The sequence below is a fragment of the Methylobacterium sp. Leaf106 genome, assembly GCF_001422895.1.
Classification (GTDB): domain Bacteria; phylum Pseudomonadota; class Alphaproteobacteria; order Rhizobiales; family Beijerinckiaceae; genus Methylobacterium; species Methylobacterium bullatum.
On record NZ_LMNB01000036.1, the window covers coordinates 104198 to 125399 of the forward strand.

The window sequence follows — 21202 nt, forward strand, 5'->3', positions numbered from 1 at the left end:
ACGTTTCTCCCAGGAGCAACCGTCGACCCGTTCGGTCGACGTTCGAAGTGTTCTTAATAACGATCTAATCATAAAGGTGCCGGCGCGGAAACCCGCGCCGGCACCCTATCGTCTCAGGCTTCGTGCGACCGATTAGTTCGGGAGCGCGAAGACGGTCAGCTGACCACCGAGGTTGGTGTAGTTCGAGAGAGCGGCATAGCCACCCACCGCGCCGAGACCGGCATTCGGGTCGGTCAGACCGGCCGCGAGGCCGATGCCAGCCCAGCCACCGACACCCGACAGGATGCCGACGAACTGCTTGCCCTTGTGCTGGTAGGTCATCACGTTGCCGATGATGCCCGACGGGGTCTTGAACTTGTAGAGTTCCTTGCCGGTCTTGGAGTCAACGGCCTTCAGGTAACCCTCGAGGGTACCGTAGAACACGATGTCGCCAGCGGTGGCGAGGGCGCCCGACCACACCGAGAACTGCTCCTGGTTCGACCACTTGATCTTACCAGCGACGCCGTCCCAGGCGATGAAGTTACCCATGCCGCCGTGGCTGTTGGGGGCCGGGTACATGGCCAGGGTCGCACCGACGTAGGGCTGACCGGGGGTGTAGGACACCCGGAACGGCTCGTAGTCCATGCAGACGTGGTTGGTGGGCACGTAGAACAGGTTGGTCTTCGGCGAGAACGCAGCAGGCTGCTGGTCCTTGGTGCCGAGGGCCGCGGGGCAGATACCCTTGGAGTTGGTATCTTCACCGTTCTGCTCGGTCGAGTACTTGGCCTGGACGAGCGGACGACCGTAGGTCTTGGAGCCCTTGTCCATGTCGACCTTGGAGGCCCAGTTCACCACCGGATCGAACTTCTCGGCGACCAGGAGCTCGCCGGTGGCGCGATCGAGGGTGTAGCCGAAGCCGTTACGGTCGAAGTGGGTGAGGAGCGGACGATCCTTGCCGTCGACCTTCTGATCCGTGAGGATCATCTCGTTGATGCCGTCGTAGTCCCACTCGTCGTGCGGGGTCATCTGGTAGACCCACTTGGCCGCACCGGTGTCGGGGTTACGCGCCCAGATGGTCATGGACCACTTGTTGTCGCCCGGACGCTGCTTGGGGTTCCAGGTCGAGGGGTTGCCGGACCCGTAATACATCAGGTCGAGCTTGGGGTCGTAGGAGAACCAGCCCCAGGTGCAGCCGCCGCCCGTCTTCCACTGATCGCCTTCCCAGGTCTTCAGCGAGGAATCCTTGCCGACCGGCTTGCCGAGAGACGTCGTCTTCTCCGGGTCCATGATCATGTCGGCATCGGGGCCCTGGGAGTGGCCGCGCCACACCTTCTTGCCCGTCTTGGAATCGTAGGCGGTGACGTGGCAGTTCACGCCGAACTCGCCGCCGGAGATGCCGACGATGATCTTGTCCTTCACGGGAAGAACGGTGGCGGTGTTGGTCTCACCCTTCTTGGGGTCGCCGTTGACGACGGACCAGTTCACCTTGCCGGACTTCGCGTCGAGCGAGACGACGGTGGTGTCGGCCTGGTGCAGGATGATGGCGCCGTCGGCATAGGCCAGGCCACGGTTGACCGTGTCACAGCACATCACCGGGATGACGCTCGGGTCCTGCTTGGGCTCGTACTTCCAGACGATCACGCCGTCCTTGTCGAGGTCGAGGGCGTAGACGATGTTCGGGAAGGGGGTGTGGACGTACATCATTCGTACTTCCAGACGATCACGCCGTCCTTGTCGAGGTCGAGGGCGTAGACGATGTTCGGGAAGGGGGTGTGGACGTACATCATGTTGCCGACGACGAGAGGCGAACCCTCGTGGCCGCGCAGGACGCCCGTCGAGAACGTCCAGGCCACCTGCAGCTGCTTCACGTTGCCGGCGTTGATCTGGTCGAGCTTCGAATAGCGCGTGTTGGCGTAATCGACCGTCTGCAGAACCTGCTGGGCCGGATCGGCCGAGCGCTTCAGGACGTCGTCATTGGCGAAGGCGGGGGCCGAAGCCACCAGACCAGCGCCGAGTGCGAGAAGATGGACCGCTCTCATGCATTCCTCCGACAAGTCTTTGACACGCCTGGAGAGCAGCGAAACCTGCCCCCACTTGTGCGACCTGTTATTTGCGACAGGGATAGTTCACTTCGATAGAGTTTCCTAAGCGGCTGTTTCCGCGAGATTTTCGCCCAAACCACCGCTTGCTCTCCCGGTCGCCGCTACCCCTTTGCGGCGCCCCTTCGAACCGAAGCTTGAATGAACTCTAAGAAAAATTGCGGCGGCGTCAACTCGATTGAGCAAGCTTGACCTCAGGCGGCATCAAGACCTGGTGAACGAACGTCTTCGTTGACCGTGATCTGAGCGAGCGCACCCTAAAATGTTGCGCTGCAAAATCGAGAAATCTCAAGACAAAAGCATTTAAAAGACTCGTGCGCTTCTTATGCGTCACGCGCATGCAGGCCGCTTGGTATGCCAGTCATCCCCTGAACTGACGAAGATTGTTCGATAAAACGGTCACTTCGTTCGATACGAGGCCAAACTCAAACTCCATCGGCATGAATTATCATGCAATACTCACCGGCAAATCCTGCGCTGGCCGTGCATGTCTCGGGATCGGTTGGGCGCCATTCGATCGAGCGCTGCGTTGTCTCGCCGCATGACTGCGTAGACGCCACCGACAGCGGCCTAAACGCCGAGCACATGTGCATAATGTCGCGTCGGCGATATCGTGCGCTTCCCCTGCCACCGTGAAAGCGCATTCAGGCGGCGATGACGCCCGGAAAACGATTCGCGAGGTCCTCCCGCATCGCTTCCGCCCAAGCCCTATCGCGCTCGCTTCGGGGCCGGTCGAGGGCGACGGCAGCGAGCAGGCTCGCCGGGCGCGCCGAGACGAGCAGGAGCCGGTCCGCGATCTCGATGGCCTCCGCCACGTTGTGCGTGACCATGAGCACGCTCATTCCCTCGCGCGCCACGGTCGCCACCACGATCTCCCGCAGGGACGCCGCGGCCCTGTCGTCGAGGGACACGAAGGGCTCGTCGAGCACCAGGATGCGGGGACGGAGGGCCAGGGCACGGGCGAGCGCCACGCGGCGCGCCATCCCAAGGGAGAGCTTTCCCGGATAGCGGCCGCGCCATGGCGTCAGCCCGAGGGACTCGAACAGGGCGTCGAGATCGCGCCCCCGCTCGGCACGGGGCAGGCCGAGGCGGACATTCTGCTCGACACTGCGCCAGGGGAGGAGGCGCGGCTCCTGGAAGACCATGGCGATTCCGGCCTCGCGTGGGTCCGGGGTCACCGCGCCGTCATAGGCGTCGTCGAGTCCGAGCAGGATGCGCAGGGTCGTGGTCTTGCCGGAGCCCGAGGGGCCGATGAGGCAGGCGATCTCCGACCGGCGGACGACGAAGGAGAGATCGCGCACCGCCTCCACCGGCTCCGGGCCGCCGGCTCCGTAGACCTTGCTGCGGATGGAGACGGAGAGCGCGTCCGCCCTCTCAGCGCCAGCGTCGGACATGGGCTTCGAGGCGCTGGAGGATGAGGATGTCGATGGCGATCATCACGCTCATGAAGACGACGCTGTAACCGATGATGGCCGCCACGTTCAGGCTCTGGACGAAGTAGAAGTTGATGGCGAAACCCACCCCGTTCGGACGCCCGAGCAGCTCGATCACCAGCACGATCTTCCAGGCGAGGGACAGGCCGGAGCGGGCGGCGGCCACCACGAAAGGCTGGAGCTGAGGCACCAGGACGTGGGCGATCCAGGTGCGGCGGTCGAAACGGTAGCTCCGCGCCATCTCCTCGAGCCCCGGATCGAGGCCGCGCGCGCCCTCACGTACGATCACCGCCACGTTGGGCAACTTGTTGAGCACCACCGCCAGCACCGCCGCGCTCTCGTTGAGGCCGACCCAGATGTAGGCCAGCACCGTAATCACCAGGGCTGGCGTGTTGAGGAGGATGAGGAGCGGCGTATCGAGGACGAGGTTGAGCGCCTTCCAGCGGCCGAGCGCGATGCCGAGCAGCACCCCGAGCCCCATGGCGAAGAAGAAGGAGACGCCCACCCGCGTCAACGTGATGCCGACGTTGCGCCAGAGGTCGCCGGTGGCGGATTCCTTCACGATGAAATCGAGGATGGCGAGGGGCGCGGGCAGGAGCCGCGATTCCGCGAGTGACGCCGCCGCTTGCCAGGCCGCGAGCAGCACCAGCACGGAGACGAGACGAGTCGCCACTCCCCGAGTCGCCTCTCCCATGGCGTTCGCGCCGGGCCGGGCCACGATTCAGCGTACCGCGGGGGAGGGCGTGACGCGGCTCAACCGTTTCCGGCCCCGTCGAAATACAGGCCGGCGGGCAGGGTCTTGCCCGCCCCCACCAGCCGCTCGCCGCCGAGCCTGGCCAGCACGCCGAACAGGCGCTCGCCATCCGCGCGCTCTGTGGCGAGCGGCCGGCGCGGGATGCCGGCGAGAAAATCACGCTTGAGCGCCGCAAAGGTCGGCTCGTCCTCCGCCGACATCAGCGGCCGCACCACGTCCCAGGTGGTGGGATCGTTGGCCAGCATCTCCTTGGCGGTGCGAGCGGCGCGGGCGAAGCCGGCGATGGCCTCGGCCTTTTCCGATACGGTGGCGCCCTCGAACAGGTAGCCGATGAGCGCGATGGATCCGGTGGCACCGAACGCGCGCATGATGTCGTCCGACCCGATGAGGCGGGTAAAGCCCTTCGGCTCGAGACGGGCGCAATAGGTCCAGTAGAGCAGGGCCGCGTCGAGCTCGCCCTGTTCGAGCTTGAGCGCCAGGAGCGGCGGCGCGCCGTAGGCGACCTGCGCTTGCGATTCGAGATCGATGCCGGCGGCGTCCTTGGCCTGGGCCTTGAGCAGGAGCCAGTTCTTGTCCAGCGGTCCGCCGGCCACCCCGAGCCGCTTGCCGACGAGATCCTTGAGGCCGGCGATGGCGCTGCCCGCCGGCACCATCAGCGAGCCCTCGGTGGTGGAATAAGGGATGAAGCGCATCGCCCTGCCCTCGTTGCCGAGGCGCCCGGCCCAGAGCAGGTCGCCCACGATGGTGTCGACCTGTCCGCCGAGGAAGGCGATGCGGGCGGCATCGTTGCCGGCGAGCTTGACCACGTCGAGGGTGAAACCGTTGGCGGCATCGAGCCCGCGCGCCTTGATCACCGCCGCCTCCCAGGCCACGGTGCCGAAGGGCAGGCTTCCGACACGGATTGCGGGAGCGGCGGCCGCGGCCGTCACCGACCCGGCCAGAGGCCACAGCGCAGCCGTCGCGAGCACTCCGCGCCGTGACAGCATGAACGTCGTCTCCCTGGAACCGGCCCGTATCCGGCCCCGGCATCCGGGACCGACGAACTATTGTTCTTTCTTCATAGGGTCTCGCCCCCCCGGCGTCCACAGATCCGATCGGCTGCCGGAGGGGGCAGGGCCACCACGTCGCAGGCGACCACGGCATTCGCGGTTCCGGAGATCTTTGCCGCCAGCCTTGCCCGGACACGCGGCGCGTCGCAGAGTTCCTAGACCACCACCCCGACATTCAAAGGACGTGCAGCCATGGCCGGATCGCGCGAAGACGCCCTCGACGACGCTACCATCTCGGAGCGTCTGGCCGCCGAATTGCCGGCCTGGACCTACGAGGACGGCTGGATCCGGCGGACCTACAAGACGGCGGGCTGGAAGAGCACCCTCATGGTCATCAACACGGTGGGCCACCTGGCGGAAGCCGCCTGGCACCACCCGGACCTCACCGCCTCCTATGCCTGGGTCGAGGTGCGGCTGATGAACCACGCCGCCAAGGGCATCACCGACAAGGACTTCGCCCTGGCGAAGAAGATCGAGGAGGTGGTGGGCTGGCAGCCGGGCACCGAGGGCCAGGGCCTCGAGGGCACGCCCGCCGACGCGCGCTTCGCCTACATCAAGTACGACAAATAGGGGTCACTGCGCCTCCTTCACCCGGCGGCACTCGGTCTTGAGGTAGGCGGTCTTGCCGATCTCCTCGCCGATGTCGGTGCGGGAGATGATCTCCTGCCAGCCGTTGGTGCAGCCGAGTTCGTTCGAGACGCGGACCTTGCGCACCTCGCTCGCCCTGTCGTCGGAGCAGGATTCGATCGGAATCGCGTTGGCGCAGACGAGCACGACGGCGATGAAGGTGTTCATGGGCGACTCCGATCCTGGCACGGGGCGGCGCCCCTGCCCGCCCCTACGTAGGGCGGGGGGAGGAGGTTTCGCGGGACGCGCGCTCTCGAAAGACGATCCGAGAGCCGAGGCCGGCCGCGCCCGCCCCTCACCCCACCTCCACGAACCGCTCGGCCGAATACGTCCCGCCCTCCACCGGGTTTGCGATCCAGCGGGTGCGGCCGATGCGCAGGTCGTGGCCGGCATGGAAATGGCCGGAGACCCAGAGGTCGGGGCGGCTCGCCTCGGGCAGGTCGTCGAGGGCGGTGGTGGCGTAGAAGGCCGGCACCCACCAGGGCACGCCAGGGATGGCCCGGAACGCGTCGGCCGCCAGCGGGCTCGCCGGATGGTGGGTGACGACCACGGTGGGGCCAGGATGCGGCGCGGCGAGGGCGGCGGCGAGTTCGGCCTTCTGCGCCAGATGCGCCGCCATGGCGTCGGCCGGCGACCAGACGCTCCCATCTCCCTTGCGGATCGAGCCGCGGAACTCGCGCGAGCCCGTCACCGGGTGGGTCATCCGCGCGGCGGCATAGGCGACGGGATCGGCCGGGCGGTCGGGCACGGTCTCGTCGAGCCAGCGGCCGGCGAGAGCCCAGTCGCTCCACAGGGTGGTGCCGACGAAGCGCACGCCGTCGAGGACGACGCATGCCCCGTGGTTGAGGAGGTGGACCGGAGCGCCCTCCCCCTCGTCGTTGATCCGCGCCACCTCCGCCTCGAGGGCGGCGATCAGCGCGGGCGCGGTGCGTGAATCGCCGGTCGGCGCATAATGCTCGTGGTTGCCCGGCACCAGCACGATGGGTCGTCCCTGCGCGATCCCGCGAAGCGCCGCGAGGCCGGCCTCCGGTCGACCCTCGTAGAGATCGCCCGGGCAGACCAGGACGTCGAACGGCGCGTCCGGCCGGGCGATCGTTTCCGGACGGCGGCGCTCGAGATGCAGGTCGGAGATCGGGAACAGGCGCAAGGGAGACCTCTCAGGCCGCTGGATGGGCCGCGCGCCACTCGGCGCGGGCGGCCTTGAGGATGTCCATCGCCGAATCGGCGTTGAGCACGGCGATGCCGGCCGCCGCCACGAGATCGGGCCAGGGCGAGAGCGTCAACGCCGTGACGAGGCCGGCGCCGATGATGGCGAGATTGGCATAGGCGTCGTTACGGGCGGAGAGATAAGCCGCCCGCGTCAGGCTTCCTCCCCCGTCCCGGTGGCGGGCCAGCATCACGGCGCAGGTGAGGTTGACGGCGAGCGCCCCAAGGCCGGCGAGCGTCAGCGGCAATGGCGCGGGGGGGGCCATGTCCGCCACCTTCTCCCAGGCGGCGTAGGCGGTGGCGAGGGCGGGCAGCAGCAGGATGCCGGCCAGGACCATGCCGAGGCGGGCGCGGTTGCGCAGGCTCCAGCCGATCCCGGCGAAGATCAGCAGGTTGAGGGCCGCGTCCTCTAGGAAGTCCAGGCTGTCGGCGATGAGCGCGAGGGAACCGATCGCCACGGCCACCGCGATCTCCACGCCGAAATAGGCGAGGTTCAGCCCCGCCACCCGGAGGACGACGGGACGCAGGGAGATGGGAATCGCCGGGGCGGATGCGTCGGTCATCGGCTTTCAGGATCGACTCACGGGCAGGTCTTCGCCTCTTGGACTGGGTACGACACATCTGTCGAGCGCCGATTTTTCGATGTCCTTGCGCTGGATTTGCAGCACCGCTTGTGCGACGCGACACGTCAGACGCGGGATCATGCCCGTGACAACGACGTGAGGCGGGGGAGACCGACCGATGATGCCAGAGCTGCGCGTGCTGTATTTCGAGGATCTCGAAGTCGGCCTGTCCGAAACCTTGAACAAGGAGATCTCCTCTTCCGACGTGGTGGGCTTCGCCGAGATCACCGGCGACCGCAACCCGATCCACCTCTCCGAGCATTTCGCGGCGCGCACGCCCTTCGGCACCCGTATCGCCCACGGCCTCTACACCGCCGGCCTGATCTCGGCAGTGCTCGGCACCCGCCTGCCCGGCCCCGGCGCCATCTACATCAGCCAGACCCTGAACTTTCGCGCTCCGGTCCGCATCGGCGATACGGTTCAGGTCACCGTCGAAGTGGCGGAACTCGTCCCCGAGCGCCGCCGCGCCCGTCTCAAATGCACCTGCTCCGTCGCCGGCGAGGTCGTGCTCGACGGCGAGGCCCTGGTGAAGGTGCCCACGAGGGAAGAGGCGGACCCGCTTGCCATCCGCATGGGCGGACGTCCCGCGAGCGCGTAGCGCGGCATCGTCCGCCAGGGCACAGGATGCGGCCACCGGTGACACCCATCCCCATCGACGACCCCGCCGATCCGCGCATCGCCGCCTATGCCGCCATGCGCGAGCGCGACCTCGTCGGGCGCGAGGGCCGGTTCATCGTCGAGGGGGAGGTGACCCTGCGGGTGCTGCTCTCGGGGGCCGCGCGGTTCGCGCCCGAATCGCTGCTGCTGAGCCATGAGCGGGTGGCGCCCCTCTCCGATGCGCTCGCCGCCCTGCCCGGTTCGGTGCCGGTCTATACGGCCTCGAAGGCGGTGATGAGCGCCATCGCCGGCTTCCCGATCCACCGGGGCGTGATGGCGGTGGGGGTGCGCGGAGCGGAGCCTCCCCTCGCCCTTCCGCCGCCTCCGGCCCCTGCCCTCGTGGCCGGCCTCGTCGGGCTGACCAACCACGACAATGTCGGCGGCCTGTTCCGCAACGCCGCGGCCTTCGGGGCCGACGGCGTGCTCCTCGACCCCGCCACCTGCGACCCGCTCTACCGCAAGGCCATCCGGGTCTCGGCCGGCGCGGCGCTGACCGTCCCCTTCGCCCGCCTCGACGCGGAGGCGATGCTGGGCTTCGCGCACGCCAACGCCCTCGTTCCCCTCGCCTTCAGCCCGCGGGGAGACGACGTGCTCGCCGAGCTGCCGCCGCTGCCCCGCACGCTCCTGCTGCTCGGTACCGAGGGGCCGGGCCTGTCGCACGGCCTGATGGCGCGGATCCGCACCGTGCGGATCCCCATGGCCGCCGGCTTCGATTCGCTGAACGTGGCCACCGCCGGGGCATTGGCGCTCCACCATCTGGCCATGCAGCATCCTTCATGCGGACACGCGACAATCCGTGGCAATTGTCCCGCCCCTGCCGCCGGTCGAGATTAGGCGGCAAGCTAGACCGGTATGGGTGGCATCCCCGACTCCGGGCTTTGAGCTTGGCACGGATGCCGATACGCCTGGCGCATGGGAGGTTTCCCATCGGAGGTCGTCGACGAGGGAGTTGATTGCGTTGCTTCAGTCACGGGATGGCCTGCGGACCCTGTCAGGACGCCGCGTCATCGTCGTCGGCGCCGGTCCTGGGGGATTGGCGACGGCACTTCTTCTCGCCCGCGCCGGCGTTCACGTCACCCTGGTCGAGAAGGACCCGGCCGTGGGAGGCCGGACGAAGACCGTGGAGGCCCCCGGCGGCTACCGGTTCGACATCGGCCCGACCTTCTTCCTTTATCCACAGATTCTCGCTGACATCTTCGAGACCTGCGGCGAGCGACTCGAGGATCACGTCAAGCTCGAACGGCTCGACCCGCAATACCACCTCGTCTTCGAGGCGGGCGGCGAGATCCGCGCCACCAACGACATGGAGCGGCTGGAGGCCGAGGTCGCCCGCATCGCCCCGGACGACGCCAAGAACGTCCGGAAGTTCTTCGCCGACAACCGGGTGAAGCTGAAATTCTTCAAGCCCGTGCTGGAACAGGCCTTCCACACCCTGCGCGCCATGGCCTCACCGGCCATGATCGCCGCCCTGCCCCACCTCCATCCCGGCCGCAGCGTCGACAAGGACCTGCAGCGCTACTTCAAGGACCCGCGGGTCCGCCTCGCCTTCGCGTTCCAGACCAAATATCTCGGCATGTCGCCGTTCCGGTGCCCGAGCCTGTTCACGATCCTGTCGTTCCTCGAATACGAGCACGGGGTCTATCATCCCGTCGGCGGCTGCGGCGCGGTGTCGGAAGCGATGGCCGGGCTCGCCCGCCGCATGGGCGTGGACATCCGCCTCGGCACCTCGGTGGACAGGGTGCTCTTCGAGGGCAAGAAAGCGATCGGCGTGGTCTGCGGGACCGAGACGCTGAAGGCCGACGCCGTGGTCATCAACGGCGATTTCGCCAAGGTGATCAAGGACCTGGTGCCTCAGACGCACCGCCCGCGCTGGCGCGACGCCAAGATCGACAAGGCCCGCCTCTCCTGCTCGACCTTCATGATGTATCTCGGGATCGAGGGGAAAGTGCCGGCGGGGCTCGGCCACCACACCATCTTCCTGTCGGAGGAATACGCCCGCAACATCCGGGAGATCACCGAGGGCACCCTGCCGATGCAGCCCTCGCTCTATGTCCAGCACGCGGGCTACACCGATGGCGGCATGGCGCCGGCCGGCCATACCAGCCTCTACGTCCTCGTGCCGGTGCCGAACCTGAAATCGGGGATCGACTGGCCCGCCACCCGTGAGAGCTACCGCCGCCTCGTCCTCGACCGGCTGAAGCTGCTCGGCCTCGACGATATCGAGGATCGCATCCGCTACGAGCGCATCGTCGACCCGTCGCAATGGCAGGACGATTTCTTCGTGTATGAGGGCGCCACCTTCAACCTCGCCCACGACCTGATGCAGATGTTGTATTTCCGCCCTCACAACCGCTTCGGACCGGGGCTCTACCTCGTGGGCGGCGGCACTCATCCGGGTTCGGGCCTACCGGTGATCTACGAGGGCGCGCGCATCACCGCCCGCCTCCTCATCGAGGAACTCTCCGCCGGGCGCGTCGGCGCGGAGACCGCCGGCATCCCAACCACCCAGCCGCTCGCCACGTCGGGCGACGCTTCGTGAGGGGCGTTTTCGCGATGGCCCTCACCGTCGCCCTGGCCTGCGGCGGCGCGCAAGCGGCCACGGTCGAGGTGCTGGTGGAGGGGATCGAGCCCGGCGCCGGCACGGTCTACGTCGCCCTGTGCCAGGGCGGCCTGTCGGAGGCCGAATGCCGCAACGGGCAGGACGTCCCGGCGGACGGCCGCAGCCGGCGGGTGGTCCTCACCGGGATCGAGCCCGGTATCTACGCGGTCGCCGCCTACCAGGATCTCGACGGCAACCGCCGCCTCGACCGCACCGGCCTCGGCCTGCCGCTGGAACCCTATGGCTTCTCCGGCGAGATGGGCCGTGCCCGCCCGGATTTCAGCCGCGCGCGCTTCACCCTGCGCGAGCCCGGGGTCGCGGTGCGGGTACGCCTCGTCCGCGCCCTGCCACCCCGCTGACCCCGCCGCTCATGAATCCGGGACAGGAGCCCCTGGTCGTGGTCCGGGGCGCCACCCTCGCCTATCGCGGGCATCGCGTCCTGCGCGGCGTCGATTGCCGGATCGAAGCCGGAGAGACCCTCGCCCTGCTCGGGCCGAACGGTGCCGGCAAGAGCTCGCTCATGCGCATTGTGGCCGGACGATTGCCGCCGGAGAGCGGCACCGTGCGGATCGCCGGTGCCGACCCGTTCCGTGAGCGCGAGGCGCGGCGCGCCATCGGCTGGGTGCCCCAGGAGATCGCCCTTTATCCGCGCCTCACCGTGGCCGAGAACCTCTCCGTCTTCGCACAGCTCTCCGGGATCGGCCGGCGCGAGCGCAAGGCGGCGGTCCAGGCCGCCCTCGATCTGGCCGATCTCGGCGAGGTGGCGCGGCGTCCGGTGGGCCACCTGTCCGGCGGCTACCAGCGCCGGGCCAACATCGCCGCGAGCCTGATGGCGCGGCCGCGCCTCGTCCTCCTCGACGAACCGACCCAGGGAGTGGATCTGCACGCGCGCGCCGCGATCCATGCGGTGCTCGCCCGCCTGCGGGAGCAGGGCGCCGCGATCCTCATCGCCACCCACGATTTCGCCGAGGCCGAACGCCTCGCCGACCGTGTCGCCATCCTGGCGGACGGGCGGCTCATCCATGAAGGCCGGCTCGCCCTCCTCCTCGAACGCATCCGTGCGGAAGTGCCCGAGCACGAGGTGGCGCTCACCAATCCCGCCGGCCCGGACGCCGTGGCGGCCCTGCGCCGGGCGGGATTCACCCCCATCGATACCGGACTGACCTGGCGGGCGAGCCACCGGGCCGGGCTCGACGGAACCGCCCTCCTCGGCAGCCTGCGGGCGCAAGGCGTGCCGGTGGGGGAAATCCGCATCCGCACGCCGGGTCTGGACGCGATCTACCGCGAGGCTCTCGACCGCGCCGGACCGGACCGGGCCATGCCCCTCCACACGGGACACGAGGCATGATCACCGCCGCCTTCCGGGTGATGCTGATCAGCCTGCGGCGCGACCGCGCCGCCCTGGTCATGGCCTTCGTCCTGCCGACCGTGATCTTCATGATCTTCGCCGCGATCTTCTCGGGCGCCATCGGCGACCGGATCCGCATCCATCTCGGTCTCGTCGACCTCGCCCGCACGGCGACCACCGAGCGGCTGATGGCGGCCCTGGAGGCCGACACCTCCCTGCGTATCGAGCGTCTGAAGGCCACCGATCTCGCCGGGGCGACGGGCGCGGTCCGGCGCGGAGAGGTGGACGCCGCCCTGGTCCTGCGCGGCGATCTCGACGCACCCGTGGCCGGAGCCCCGCCCGAGGCCGCCCAGCCGGTGATCCTCATCGAGAATCCCGCCCGGGCCCTGGCCACGCCGATCGCGCTCGGCCAGTTGCAGCGCATCCTCAACGAGGCCCTGCCGGACGTGGTCCTCGCCCGGATCGTCGCCGACGTGGAACGGTCGGGCAAGATCGGGCCGGACGAACGCGCCTTCCTCAACTCGGCCTTCGCCGAGCAGCGCGCCCGCAAGGAGCCGTTCTCCTTCGCCTCCCTGGTGGAGCGCCGGAGCACCGCCTCGGGCCGCACCAACGAGCGGGTCAGCTACTATGCCGGCGCCATCACCGCCGTGTTCCTGCTGTTCGCGGCCATGCAGGGGGCGATGTCCCTGGTGGAGGAGCGGCAATCGGGCCTCGCCGACAGGCTCATGGCCGGGCCCGGAGGGCTCGCCGTGGTGGTGGTGGGGAAGTTCCTGTTCCTGGTGATCCAGGGCGTGGTCCAGGCCGGGCTGATCTTCGCCGCCGCCGCACTCGTCTATGGGGTCGAGATCGGCCCGCACTGGCCGGCCTGGATCGTCACCTCGTTCCTCGTCTCGGCCATGGCGGCGGGGTTGGCGCTCGCCGCCTGCGCGGCCGCCAATACCCGCCAGCAGGCGCATCTCGCCTCCACCTTCGGCGTCCTGCTGCTCTCGGCGGTGGGCGGCAGCATGGTGCCGCGCTTCCTGATGCCGCCCTGGCTGCAGCAGGTCGGCTGGCTCACCCCCAACGCCTGGGCGATCGAGGCCTATCAGACGGCGCTCGGCGAAGGCATGGCCGCGGCGATGCCGGCCTGGGGGGTGATGATCACCGTGGCGGCCTTGGGCCTGGTGGCCGCCGTGGGTCTGGTGGCGCGCCGGGTGGTTTGAGCCAGCGAGCGTCACCTCGAACCCGAAACTGGCCGAGCCGGACCTCCTATCCCCGCTCCCGGCCCTGAAATGGGCGATAACTCCGATGGCGCGACCGGTTAGCGCGTTGACCGCGCGGCGATCCGGTCTAGCTTCACCCGTGAGGCATGGCATCGGCCGGGCCCAGGGAGTGACGATGAACATGCGGGTCGGGTCTTCGGTCGCCGTAGTCGGCGCAGGGTTGGGCGGCCTCGCGGCGGCCTGCGTCAGCGCGGCGCGCGGCCACACAGTCACCCTCTACGACAAGAACGATTGGCTCGGCGGCAAGGCGGCGGTGCTGCACGAGGGCGGGTTCCGCTTCGACATGGGCCCGACCATCCTCACGGTGCCGAAGGTGCTGGAGCGGATCTTCCAAGAAGCCGGCCGCAACATCCACGACTACCTCGACCTGCGCCGCCTCGATCCGCAATGGCGCTGCTTCTTCGACGACGACACCCATCTCGACCTCATGGCCGACGTGCCCACCATGGCCGCCGACATGGAGCGTTTCGCGCCCAATACCGGCGCTGGCGAGGGCTACAAGAAGTTCCTCGAGATCTCCGAGCACCTGCACGACGTTTCGAACAAGTTCTTCTTCTGGAAGCCGGTGGAGGATCTGTTCGACACGATCAACATCCGCGCCAACATGAATCCCGGTACCCTGCGGGACGTGCTCTCCCTCCGCATGGGCTCGTCGGTGGCCGGCACCATCCGCTCGAAGGTCAAGGATGCGCGCCTCGCGCAGATGCTCGACCATTTCGTGCAATATGTCGGCTCGTCCCCCTACGGCGCGCCGGCCGTGCTCTGCGCCATCGCCCACATGCAGACCGCCGAGGGGGTCTGGTACCCGATGGGCGGCACCCGCGCGGTGGCCGAGGCGCTGACGAAGCTCGCCTCCGAACTCGGAGCCACCCTTCGTCCGGGCGACGAGGTCACCGGTCTCGCCATCGAGAAGGGCACGGTGAAGGGCGTGAAGACCGCCGCCGGCATCACCCCGTTCGACGCAGTGATCTCCAACATGGATTCGGTGCGCACCTATCGCGAGCTCGTCGGCGGCGATGTCGGCAAGGCCTACGAGAAGAAGAGCTTCGAGCCGGCCTGTTCGGGCGTGGTGCTCTATCTCGGCCTGAACAAGCGCTACGAGCACCTGAACCATCACGATTTCGTCTTTTCCCGCGATCCGGAGGAGGAGTTCGACTACATCTACCGCAAGGGCGAGCCGGCCCCGGACCCGACTGCCTATCTCGCCGCCCCCTCCTCCACCGACCCGTCGGTGGCGCCCGAGGGCGGCGAAGCGCTCTACGTCCTCGTCCACACGCCCTACCTGCGGCCGCACCACGACTGGTCCAAGATGTTCCCGGCCTACCGCCAGGTCATCCTCGACAAGCTCAAGCGCACCGGCCACATGCCGGATCTCGAAGAGCGCATCGTCGTCGAGCGCCATCTGACGCCGCAGGACATCCACGAGCGCTACAAGGTGCTCAACGGGGCGATCTACGGCCTCGCCTCGCACGGCAAGTTCATGGGCGCGTTCAAGCCGGGCAACCGCTCGCGGCAGGTGCGCGGCCTGTATCTCGCCGGCGGCGCAGCTCATCCCGGCCCCGGCATGCCCATGGTGATGATGTCGGGTTGGATCGCCGCCGACGCGCTCGATTCCGACGCTCGGCAGGGTGGGGCGGCCGGTAGCGAGGTACGGCAGAGCGCGTGAGGCCGCCGGCGTCCCCGGCCCGACCGGCTCCCCGTCATTCGCCGCTGATCTGGCGGTTCATGGTCGGGTATTTCGACCGCTTCCTGCGCCGGCACATGAACGCGCTCCGGCTCGCCCGCTGGGGCGCGCCGGATTGTGCCGGTCATGCCGGCCCCATCGTCGTCGTCCTCAACCATCCGTCCTGGTGGGACGCGGCCGTGGTGATCCTCCTGGCCGGCCGCCTGTTTCCGGAACGGACGAGCCACGCCCCGTTCGATGCGGCGGCGCTGGAGAAATACGCGGTCTTCGGGCGAATCGGTGCGTTTCCGGTGGATCTCGAGTCGCTGCGCGGGGCGGCGCAGTTCCTTGCCCATTCCCGCGCGATCCTCGGCGCGCCCGGACAGATGCTCTGGATCACGGCGCAGGGACGCTTCGTCGATGTCCGCGCCCGCCCGCTCGACCTGCGCGCGGGAGTGGCGAGACTCCCCGAGATCGCCCCGGACGCGCTGTTCGTGCCCCTCGCCCTGGACTACGCCTTCTGGGAAGAACGAGGCGCCGAAGCCTTCGCGGCCTTCGGCACGCCGGTGCGGGGTGCCGATCTCCTCGCCCTGTCCCGCCCGGAGCGGCTGGCCCGGATGGAGGCCGACCTGACCGCCACCCTCGACCGGCTCTCCGCGGACGTCGTCGCCCGCGAGCCCGAGCGCTTCACGACCCTGACCTCCGGCGGCAAGGGTATCGGCGGAATCTATGACGGCTGGCGCCGGATGCGGGCCGTCCTCACCGGCCGCCGCTTCGACCCGGCCCACAGCTCCGAGAAAGACAGAGCCCCGTGACCTTCGTCCTGGCGCTCGTCGCCCTCGCCTTCGCCCTCCTCCCCGCCATCCTGGCCTGCGCGAACCTCATCGCCCTGCGCACACCGGAGCCGGAATCGGCGCAGGACGGGCTGGTCTCGATCCTGATCCCCGCCCGCGACGAGGAGGGTACCATCGTCGGCACGGTGCGGGCCGCCCTGGCGAGCACCGGCATCGCCGTGGAGGTGCTGGTTGGGGACGACCATTCCACCGATGCCACGGCCGGCCTCGTCCGCGCCCTGGCGGAGACCGATCCCCGGCTCCGGCTCGTCCCGGTTCCCGCCCTGCCCGAGGGCTGGACGGGGAAGAACCACGCCTGCGCCGCCCTCGCGGCCGAGGCGAGGGGCGGGCACCTCCTCTTCATCGACGCCGACGTCACCCTGACGCCCGGCGCCGCGGCGGGGCTCGTCGCCCATGCCCGCGCCACGGGGGCCGCCCTGGTGAGCGCCGTGCCGCGCCAGATCATGCGCAGCCTCGGCGAGCGGCTCACCGTGCCGATGATCAACTTCCTCCTCGTCGGCTACCTCCCCGTGCCGATGATGCGCGCCTCGCTCCGTCCGGCTCTCGGCGCCGCCTGCGGCCAGCTCGTCCTCATCGACCGCTCCGTCTACGGTGAGACCGGCGGCCACGGCGCCATCCGCGGACGCCTGCATGACGGCGTGTTCCTGCCCCGGATCCTGCGCCATGCCGGTCATCGCACCGACCTCGTGGCGGGGCACGCGCTCGCCACCTGCCGGATGTACCGGAACCTCGCCGAATCCTGGGCTGGGTTCTCGAAGAACGCCCATGAGGGCATGGCCACGCCCCGCGCCCTCCCGGTCTGGACGCTGCTCCTGCTCGCGGGCCATGTCCTGCCGCTCGTCCTCGTCCTCGCCGCCGCCCTCGGCCTCGCGACACCCACGGCCGGGCTGGTGGCGCTCGCCGCCCTCGTCGTGTCGCTCGCCACCCGCGCGGCGATCACCCTCGTCACCCACGAGCCGGCCGCGACCGTCCTCCTCCACCCGTTCGGGGTGGCGGTGGCCCTGGCGATCCAGTGGAACGTCCTGCTGGACCCTAAGCGCGCCGGAGCGGCGGTGTGGAAGGGGCGGAGCTATCCGGTGCGGGGGGCGTAACTCGCCCTCTTCCCGGCTGTCGGCGAGGCTGGGTTTCCGAGCGGCGGCGTCTCCCGTCCGCCTCCCCGGGTGACGGCCGCGCGCACGGTTCCCCTCCCCGTGACGCAAGGACAGTCCCGGCGTCACGACGATGAAGCGTCGTCCGGACCGAGGTCCGTCGGACCGTGGAACGAAGTATACCAAGTGTTTGTTTTTTTTGACGTAAATGTCAAAAACTCTTAGTTTTATAATTTATGCAGATCGAATACTCGGGTCTACGCGGCGCAACATTGTCTACCCCGATAGGGATCCGATCATAGCCTGCCCGTGCCAGTCAAACAGGTCGGAATGCGATGGCTTCGATGGTCCCGCTTCTCGTCACCCCCGGGACCGCCCCGTCCCGATTAATTTCCCCGACTGTGGTGGATGAAACATCCTGCTCATTCGTGGGGCGCTATAGGGCAAGATTTCGCGAAATCCCAGCAAATCTCCGCCCTTACATGCATTATGGTGCTTGCCAGCACATCTGATATGCCAAATACTGAATACCAGCTGACGACTTCTGATCCCGACGATCACTTGCCGCGGCCGAGGGAGCCGATCCGCTGGGGTGCCTCGATCTCCAAGCCCTCAAGTATCCATGTCCATGATCAGGGAGAAAGCTCATGGCGACGTCCGTGACCGCGCCCATAACGGCGCAACCTTCAAAGCGATGGCTCCAACTCGTCCTCGGCGTGGCCTGTATGGTCGCGGCAGCGAACATTCAGTACGCCTGGACGCTGTTCGTCCCGGAAATTCAGAAGACCTTCGGCTGGGACCGCGCCGCGATCCAGGTCGCCTTCACGATCTTCGTCGTGGTGCAGACATGGCTGACCCCGATTGAAGGCTACTTCATCGACAAGTACGGCCCGAGCCGGGTCGTGATGTTCGGCGGTCTGATGACCGGCCTCGCCTGGGTCATCAACTCCTACGCCACCTCGCTCACGGGCTTCTATCTCGGCTCCGTGGCCGGCGGCATCGGCGTCGGTTGCGTCTACGCCACCTGCATCAACAACGCCCTGAAATGGTTTCCGGACAAGCGCGGCCTCGCGGTCGGCCTGACCGCGGGCGGCTATGGCGCCGGATCGGCCCTCACGATCCTGCCGATCGCCAGCATGATCTCGCACGGCAGCTACGCCCAGGCCTTCTTCATCTTCGGTCTGATCCAGGGCGCGGTCATCATGCTGGCCGCCATCGGCCTGCGCTCCCCGGCCAAGGACCAGGTCATCTTCTCGACCAAGGTCCTGCAGAGCCGGCGCGACTACACCCTCGGGGAAGCCCTGCGCACGCCGGTCTTCTACGTCATGCTGCTCATGTTCACCTGCACGGTCACCGGCGGCCTGATGGCCGTGGCCCAGCTCGGCGTCATCGCGCAGGATCTCGGCGTGAAGGAGTTCCAGGTCAACCTGTACTTCTTCGCCATGGCGGCCCTGCCCTTCGCGCTGATGCTCGACCGGATCATGAACGGCATCTCGCGGCCGCTCTTCGGCTACATCTCGGACCGGATCGGGCGTGAGAAGACGATGTTCATCGCCTTCACCATGGAGGGCATCGGCATCGTCGCTCTCGGTTACTTCGGCTCGAACCCCTGGGCCTTCGTGATCCTGTCCGGCATCGTGTTCCTGGCCTGGGGCGAGGTCTACTCGCTGTTCAGCGCCACGGCCGCCGATACGTTCGGCTCCAAGCACATCGGCAAGATCTACGGCGTGCTCTACTGCGCCAAGGGTTTCGCCGCCCTGTTCGTCCCGCTCGGCAACATCCTGATGCAGGCCACGGGCACCTGGGCGACGGTGCTGTATACGGTGGCGATCATGGATCTCTTCGCCGCGTTCCTGGCCGTGGCCGTCCTCCGGCCGATGCTCAAGCGCCACCACGTCGCCAACGGCTCGGTCACTCCGGCCGGCGCCCTGGCCCACGCCTGACCGACCCCTCGCCCCGCCCGACCGGCGGGGCGAGCCCGGCACGACCGAAGGAGCCGATGGCGTCCCGTCCGAGGGGCGCCATCCTGTCCGCCCTCCCGTGTCGCCCCATGCGCCGTCATGTCCAACTCTGCTCGGCCATCGCCGGAGTGCCCGAGATGAACATCGCCGCCATCCTCGCCCTCCAAAGTATTCCGTTCGCCGCCCTGGTGCTCGCCACAGCCGGTGCCAACCGCGATCTCTTCGCGGTTCTGTATGTCGCGGCCCTGGGCCTGACCCTATCCATCATCATCTTCGGCGACGGGCATCACACGCTGCCGCTGATGCCCGGCATGTCCGGCGGCAACCACCGTTGAGACGCCCTCGACCGAGGAGGAAAAGGCGGCGCGGAACAGCGACGCGCTCCCCTCCCGCTCCATCCCTCTCCCCTCGCGCGGCATCGCCTCCGCCGAGACGACGGCGCAGCTCAGCGCCGGAAACATGGGCGTCATACGGAATGTGATATACCAAGGATCATGGTGCGGTGCGATATAAGCTTCATCGCAGTTGCAAGAGAGGCTCCTGTCATGATCGCTCTGTTCATCCTCGGTCTCGCCGCCGTCGCCGTCGGCCCCGCCCTGGCCCTGCTCACGGATCGTCCCGAATCGGCCGCGCCGGTCGCCGGCACCACCTCGGCCGGCATGTTCGTCGCCATCAACGACAACGCCCGGGCGTCCTACCGTCTGGCTGCCTGAGCCGAGACCGGTCGATCGGGCCCCTCCCCCACGGATTGTCCCCGCCAGGCCCCGCCGCGGCGGGGTTTTTCATGGCCCGGCGGGATGGCGATCGGACGCGCCTCAACCGCCGGTCTCAGCGAGAATCCACGAGGCGGTGTCGGCATCGGCCCCGCTCGTGGCGAGATGCAGGATGATCGGCGTCTCGTAGGGATGGCGCTGCTTCAGCGCGGCGGCGAGGGAATCGGCCAGCCCCTCCCGCGTCTTGAGGATGGCGACGACCTCCTCACCCCGCTCCACCGCCCCCTTCCAGGCATAGACCGACCGCATTCCCGGCAGGACGTTGACGCAGGCGGCGAGCCGGCCGCGCACCAGTTCCTCGCCGATGGCCAGCGCCGTCTCGGCATCGGGAAAGGTGGTGTAGACGAGAAGCGGACGCTCCATGCTATGGGTCTCCGGGTCAGCGGCCTGTTCCGAGGGGAATGAGGCGCGCGGCGAAGCCCGGCGTCAACACGAGCGGACGATCATCCATGGCGCGGCGCTTCCAGAGGATCGCCTTCATCGCGAGCCCCACCGCCGATGCGAGGAGCGCAGCGGACACGCTGATGCGGCGCTACGACAGCGTCGCGCCCGAAGAGGCCGACGTGATCGTGGCTTTGGGCGGTGACGGGCTGATGCTGCAGGCGCTGCACCGCTTCATGCTGGCCGGCACGCCGATCTACGGAATGAACCGCGGCACCGTCGGCTTCCTCATGAACGAGTACCGCGAGGACAACCTCCTCGAACGGCTGGAGAGCACCAAGCGCAGCACCATCCACCCGCTCATGATGGAGGCGGTGGACGTGGAGGGGCGCCGGCACACGGCGCGTGCCATCAACGAAGTCTACATGCTGCGCCAGACGCACCAGACCGCCAAGCTGAAGATCTCGGTGGACGGACATGTGCGCCTGCCCGAGCTCATCGCCGACGGTGTGCTCTGCGCGACGCCCGCCGGCTCCACCGCCTATAACCTCTCGGTGGGCGGCCCGATCCTGCCCCTGAATTCGCGGCTCCTGGCGCTGACCCCGATCTCGGCCTTCCGCCCCCGGCGCTGGCACGGCGCCCTGCTGCCGGATCACGCCCGCATCCAGGTGGAGGTGCTCGACGCGGCGCATCGCCCGGTGGCCGCGGTGGCCGACCACACCGAGTTCCGCCGGGTCTGCACCGTGGAGACCTGGCTCGACCTCAAGACCGACCTCACCCTCCTCCACGATCCCGGCCACAGCCTCGACGAGCGGATTCTTCGCGAACAGTTCGGCTGACGTGACG

The 21202-nt window shown here is 68.3% G+C and carries 21 protein-coding genes and 1 pseudogene; 14 read left to right on the forward strand and 8 right to left on the reverse strand.

Going from position 1 to position 21202, the window contains the following annotated elements; genetic code table 11:
- Positions 1-132 precede the first annotated feature (132 nt).
- The 4 genes and pseudogenes from ASF34_RS21325 to ASF34_RS21340 form a co-directional block, all read right to left on the reverse strand.
- A pseudogene (locus ASF34_RS21325) lies at positions 133-2018 on the reverse strand (methanol/ethanol family PQQ-dependent dehydrogenase).
- Between the two features lie 704 nt (positions 2019-2722).
- On the reverse strand, positions 2723-3472 hold the full coding sequence (locus ASF34_RS21330; protein WP_056164388.1) for an ABC transporter ATP-binding protein: 750 nt from the start codon (positions 3470-3472) through the stop codon (positions 2723-2725).
- Positions 3453-4205, reverse strand: a complete 753-nt coding sequence (locus ASF34_RS21335) for an ABC transporter permease (RefSeq protein WP_056164392.1) — start codon at positions 4203-4205, stop codon at positions 3453-3455. The genes ASF34_RS21330 and ASF34_RS21335 overlap by 20 nt, the downstream gene beginning before the upstream one ends.
- A 59-nt stretch (positions 4206-4264) precedes the next feature.
- Positions 4265-5251: an ABC transporter substrate-binding protein gene (locus tag ASF34_RS21340; protein ID WP_018043619.1), complete on the reverse strand. Its 987-nt coding sequence runs from the start codon at positions 5249-5251 to the stop codon at positions 4265-4267.
- Positions 5252-5506: 255 nt separating this feature from the next.
- Here ASF34_RS21340 and ASF34_RS21345 point away from each other — a divergent pair, with 255 nt between their 5' ends.
- The gene (locus ASF34_RS21345) at positions 5507-5884 is read left to right on the forward strand and encodes a 4a-hydroxytetrahydrobiopterin dehydratase (protein WP_056164396.1); all 378 of its coding nucleotides are present in this window, start codon (positions 5507-5509) and stop codon (positions 5882-5884) included.
- A 3-nt stretch (positions 5885-5887) separates the two neighbouring features.
- On the opposite strand, the gene ASF34_RS21350 is transcribed toward ASF34_RS21345, so the two are convergent.
- The 3 genes from ASF34_RS21350 to ASF34_RS21360 all read right to left on the reverse strand — a co-directional run bounded on the left by ASF34_RS21350 (position 5888) and on the right by ASF34_RS21360 (position 7710).
- Complete coding sequence (locus tag ASF34_RS21350) at positions 5888-6109, reverse strand: hypothetical protein (RefSeq protein WP_056149563.1); 222 nt, start codon at positions 6107-6109, stop codon at positions 5888-5890.
- Between the two features lie 127 nt (positions 6110-6236).
- On the reverse strand, positions 6237-7088 hold the full coding sequence (locus ASF34_RS21355; RefSeq protein ID WP_056164398.1) for a metallophosphoesterase: 852 nt from the start codon (positions 7086-7088) through the stop codon (positions 6237-6239).
- A gap of 10 nt (positions 7089-7098) precedes the next feature.
- Positions 7099-7710, reverse strand: a complete 612-nt coding sequence (locus tag ASF34_RS21360; RefSeq protein WP_018043623.1) for a cation transporter — start codon at positions 7708-7710, stop codon at positions 7099-7101.
- 178 nt (positions 7711-7888) lie between these two features.
- On the opposite strand from ASF34_RS21360, the gene croR reads away from it, so the two are divergent.
- The 12 genes from croR to ASF34_RS22945 all read left to right on the forward strand — a co-directional run bounded on the left by croR (position 7889) and on the right by ASF34_RS22945 (position 19915).
- Positions 7889-8368 carry a 3-hydroxybutyryl-CoA dehydratase gene (gene croR / locus ASF34_RS21365; RefSeq protein WP_018043624.1) on the forward strand — a complete coding sequence of 160 codons (480 nt, stop codon included), beginning with the start codon at positions 7889-7891 and terminating at the stop codon, positions 8366-8368.
- 26 nt (positions 8369-8394) lie between these two features.
- The gene (locus ASF34_RS21370) at positions 8395-9261 is read left to right on the forward strand and encodes a TrmH family RNA methyltransferase (protein WP_056164400.1); all 867 of its coding nucleotides are present in this window, start codon (positions 8395-8397) and stop codon (positions 9259-9261) included.
- Between the two features lie 124 nt (positions 9262-9385).
- Positions 9386-10966, forward strand: coding sequence for a phytoene desaturase family protein (gene crtI, locus ASF34_RS21375; RefSeq protein WP_056164403.1), 1581 nt, complete (start codon positions 9386-9388; stop codon positions 10964-10966).
- A gap of 14 nt (positions 10967-10980) precedes the next feature.
- Complete coding sequence (locus ASF34_RS21380; RefSeq protein ID WP_056164405.1) at positions 10981-11385, forward strand: DUF2141 domain-containing protein; 405 nt, start codon at positions 10981-10983, stop codon at positions 11383-11385.
- An 11-nt stretch (positions 11386-11396) separates the two neighbouring features.
- Entirely contained in the window at positions 11397-12374 is a 978-nt protein-coding gene (locus ASF34_RS21385) for an ABC transporter ATP-binding protein (RefSeq protein WP_056164408.1), read from the forward strand.
- Positions 12371-13576 (forward strand): ABC transporter permease, encoded by a 1206-nt coding sequence (locus ASF34_RS21390; RefSeq protein WP_056164411.1) that lies wholly within the window; start codon positions 12371-12373, stop codon positions 13574-13576. The genes ASF34_RS21385 and ASF34_RS21390 overlap by 4 nt, the downstream gene beginning before the upstream one ends.
- Positions 13577-13757: 181 nt before the next feature.
- A complete protein-coding gene (locus ASF34_RS21395; protein ID WP_056164629.1) occupies positions 13758-15302 on the forward strand; it encodes a phytoene desaturase family protein in 1545 nt (514 codons plus the stop codon).
- A gap of 59 nt (positions 15303-15361) precedes the next feature.
- Positions 15362-16114: a lysophospholipid acyltransferase family protein gene (locus ASF34_RS21400; RefSeq protein WP_056164415.1), complete on the forward strand. Its 753-nt coding sequence runs from the start codon at positions 15362-15364 to the stop codon at positions 16112-16114.
- A complete protein-coding gene (locus ASF34_RS21405) occupies positions 16111-17244 on the forward strand; it encodes a glycosyltransferase (protein WP_056164417.1) in 1134 nt (377 codons plus the stop codon). Before ASF34_RS21400 ends, ASF34_RS21405 begins: the two co-directional genes overlap by 4 nt.
- A 644-nt stretch (positions 17245-17888) precedes the next feature.
- A complete protein-coding gene (oxlT, locus tag ASF34_RS21410) occupies positions 17889-19184 on the forward strand; it encodes an oxalate/formate MFS antiporter (RefSeq protein ID WP_056149589.1) in 1296 nt (431 codons plus the stop codon).
- Positions 19185-19291: 107 nt separating this feature from the next.
- Entirely contained in the window at positions 19292-19537 is a 246-nt protein-coding gene (locus ASF34_RS21415) for a hypothetical protein (RefSeq protein ID WP_238253892.1), read from the forward strand.
- Between the two features lie 210 nt (positions 19538-19747).
- Positions 19748-19915, forward strand: coding sequence for a hypothetical protein (locus ASF34_RS22945; protein ID WP_018043635.1), 168 nt, complete (start codon positions 19748-19750; stop codon positions 19913-19915).
- Between the two features lie 102 nt (positions 19916-20017).
- Here the strand turns inward: ASF34_RS22945 and cutA are convergent, their stop codons facing one another.
- Positions 20018-20338, reverse strand: coding sequence for a divalent-cation tolerance protein CutA (cutA, locus tag ASF34_RS21420; RefSeq protein WP_018043636.1), 321 nt, complete (start codon positions 20336-20338; stop codon positions 20018-20020).
- An 86-nt stretch (positions 20339-20424) separates the two neighbouring features.
- Between cutA and ASF34_RS21425 the strand changes: the two genes are divergently transcribed.
- Positions 20425-21195, forward strand: coding sequence for an NAD kinase (locus ASF34_RS21425; protein WP_056164421.1), 771 nt, complete (start codon positions 20425-20427; stop codon positions 21193-21195).
- Positions 21196-21202: the final 7 nt, after the last annotated feature.